A 2,943-nucleotide genomic window follows, 5' to 3' on the forward strand; every position below is an offset into this window, starting at 1 on the left:
CGCCTGGCGAGCGCCCGGCCGTCACCCCCGGCGGCGGCCGTGGAGCGCAGCGCCTCGATCAGGTCGCCCGCCGCGGCCTCGCCCGCGTCGCACGCGAGCAGCAGCCCTCCCAGGTAGGCGACCAGCCCGTTGCCGGGAAGCGGGCGCACGGTCCCGAAGCCCTGGCCGGTCATGAGTCCTCCTTCATGCCGACGGTGCCACGGTCAACGGTGCCCTCGCTGCGCTCGGTCACTCGACTCTCCTCCCCGGAAGCCGCCGCTGGCACGGCACCCGCACTGCCGCGCCGGCCGCCGGCCGTACGCGCCCGGACGACGGGGCGCTGCCACGGCCCGGCCGCCTCGAACCGAGACGGTGAACCACAGCAGAGCGACGCCCCGAGGACCGGGAGCCTTGACACTGTAAGTTTCGCCAAACCGAACACTATCGGCCAGACGTCGCAACCTCGAACCGCCCGGTCGCGATCGGGCCGCTCCAAACGGCCTGATCACTGAATACGACAGTAGTCGGGGCCTGCCCGTTATTCGAGTGGGACAAATCAGACGCCGGTGAAGACGCGGTTGACGTCGGCCGTGGCCAGCACGCCGTAGATCTCGCCGCCCCGCTCCACGAGCAGGTACTCGCCGGCCGGGGTCTCGCGCATGGCGTCGATGAGCGGCTCGCCCGCCAGGTCGGCGGCGAGCACCAGGGACGGCTCGAGCGACTTGGCCATGGAACCGACGTTCACCCAGGGGCGGCGGTGCTCGGGAGTGGCCTGCACGGCCGCCTCGTTGACGATGGCGACCGGCCGGCCGTCGTGGTCGACGACGACCAGGGCGCCCGCCCGCTTCTCGGCCGCCTGGCGCAGCGCCTCCGACAGCGGCGTCTCGGCTGCGACGGGGATCGCCCGGCGGGCCAGGGCGCGGGCGTTGACCTGAGGGATCCTGGCGCGGATGCGGGCCACGCTGAGCGACTGGCTGGCGCCGATCCAGATGAACGAGGCCAGCACCATCGGCCAGAGCAGGTCGCGGACGTCCACCTCCTGGCCGCTCATCATCGCCATGGCGAACGGCGAGACGATCAGCAGCACGGCGAGCGCCCTGCCGCCCCAGGCGGCGGCGACCGTGCCGGTGCCGGGACGGCTGGTGAGCTTCCACACGCCGGCGCGCAGCATCCGGCCGCCGTCGAGGGGCAGGCCGGGCAGCAGGTTGAAGACGCCGACGATGAGGTTGGCCACCCACAGCTGCCAGACGAGCACCTGGGGGATGCCGCCGCCGTTGACCAGGTAGACGTCGGCGGCCAGGCCCACCCCCGCCAGGCCGAGCGAGAGGGCCGGTCCAGCGGCGGCGACCATGAACTCCTTGCCGGGCGTGGGCGGCTCCTTCTCGATCTCCGACACGCCGCCGAGGAGGTAGAGGGTGATGCGGCGGACCGGCAGCCCGTACGCCCTGGCGAGCACGCTGTGCGCGAGCTCGTGCAGCAGCACGGAGATGTAGAGCAGGACGGCGAACACGAACGCCACCCCGTAGGCCGCGGTCGAGCCGAGCTCGGGCAGCATGGCCCGCACCTGGTCGCCGAACCACCACGTGATGAAGGCGGCGACGATGAACCACGTCCACGAGACGTAGACCGGGATGCCGAACGGCTTTCCCATCCGAAGGCCGGAGAACTCCTGCCGCGGGCTCTGCTCGCTCACCGCACTCCTCGACGTGTGTCACATGATGGCGCACATGATGGCGCTGCCTCGATGCTACGCGCCCGATCTCGCGATCCCGATCCCCATCCCGCGAGGCCTGTTCTGTTGGCGCCTATTCTGTCGGCGTCTTGACCTAGAGTGCGGTGCATGACGTCGACCGAGCCGGTGATCATCGGAGCTCTCTCCCCGTCCCGGGCGGGCGACTACATGACCTGCCCGCTGCTCTACCGGTTCCGGGTGATCGACCAGTTGCCGGAGCGGCCGTCCCAGGCGGCGGTGCGCGGCACGGTGGTCCACGCGGTGCTGGAGCGGCTCTACGACCTACCGGCGCCCAGGCGTTCGGTGCGGGCGGCGCTGGAGTTGCTGGAGCCGCAGTGGGAGCGGCTGCTGGCAGAGGAGCCGCTCTACGCGGAGATGTTCGCCGACGACGCCGAGCGGGCCGAGTGGCTGGCGCAGGCGCGGGCCATGCTCGAACGCTACTTCACGCTCGAGGATCCGACCCGGCTGGAGCCCGCCGAGCGGGAGCTCTACGTCGAGGCGGTGCTCGACGGCGGGCTGATGCTCCGGGGCTACGTCGACCGGCTCGACGTGGCGCCGACCGGCGAGGTGCGGGTCGTCGACTACAAGACGGGCAGCGCGCCCGGCCCCGACTTCGAGGCCAAGGCGCTGTTCCAGATGAAGTTCTACGCGCTGGTGCTGTGGCGGCTGCGCGGCCGGGTGCCGAGGTTACTTCAGCTCGTCTACCTGGGCGGCGGCGGCGAGGTGCTGCGCTACGCGCCGGACGAGGCCGACCTGCGGGCCACCGAGCGCAAGGTGCGGGCGCTGTGGGAGGCCATCGAGCGGTCGCTGCGGTCGGGCGAGTGGCGGGCCCGCCGCAGCCGGCTGTGCGACTGGTGCGACCACCAGGCGCTGTGCCCGGAGTTCGGCGGCACCCCCCCACCCGTCCCCGACCGCCAGCCGGGCGACACCCAGCGCACCACCCGCCGCGCCGCCACCGACGAGCTCTGACCCGATCCCCTTTTTCTTGTTTTTTACGGCAGAGCACGGGAGGGCCCAGGCGCCGCACGTGGCCGGGCCCCGTCCAGGGGAACGCTCCTCCGGTGGAGGTGGCGGGCCGCCGTGACGTGCGCCTCGCGGGCCCCGGCCGTGGAAACCTACCGGGCGGCCTCCATGCCCCGCCGGCCGTTCACCCTTCCCGCCCACGCGAGCGCTCCCCCCGGCCGCCACTCCTCGCAGGCCCGCGCCCCTCGCAGGTCCGCGCCCGAGGCCCG

The 2,943-nt window shown here is 72.6% G+C and carries 2 protein-coding genes; one reads left to right on the forward strand and one right to left on the reverse strand.

Annotation, left to right across the window (positions count from 1 at the left end):
* Nucleotides 1–535 precede the first annotated feature (535 nt).
* Nucleotides 536–1,630 carry a site-2 protease family protein gene (locus DQW85_RS25030; RefSeq protein ID WP_113702441.1) on the reverse strand — a complete coding sequence of 365 codons (1,095 nt, stop codon included), beginning with the start codon at nt 1,628–1,630 and terminating at the stop codon, nt 536–538.
* Between the two features lie 189 nt (nt 1,631–1,819).
* Between DQW85_RS25030 and DQW85_RS25035 the strand changes: the two genes are divergently transcribed.
* Nucleotides 1,820–2,680, forward strand: coding sequence for a RecB family exonuclease (locus DQW85_RS25035; RefSeq protein WP_113702440.1), 861 nt, complete (start codon nt 1,820–1,822; stop codon nt 2,678–2,680).
* Nucleotides 2,681–2,943: the final 263 nt, after the last annotated feature.

The organism is Nonomuraea lactucae (genome assembly GCF_003313395.1).
Lineage (GTDB): Bacteria > Actinomycetota > Actinomycetes > Streptosporangiales > Streptosporangiaceae > Nonomuraea > Nonomuraea lactucae.

What these genes read in the sequence shown, in the direction of transcription:
- DQW85_RS25035 (WP_113702440.1), top strand. Translation starts at nt 1,820, where the DNA reads ATGACGTCGACCGAGCCGGTGATCATCGGAGCTCTCTCCCCGTCCCGG.
- DQW85_RS25030 (WP_113702441.1), bottom strand. Translation starts at nt 1,630, where the DNA reads ATGGGAAAGCCGTTCGGCATCCCGGTCTACGTCTCGTGGACGTGGTTC.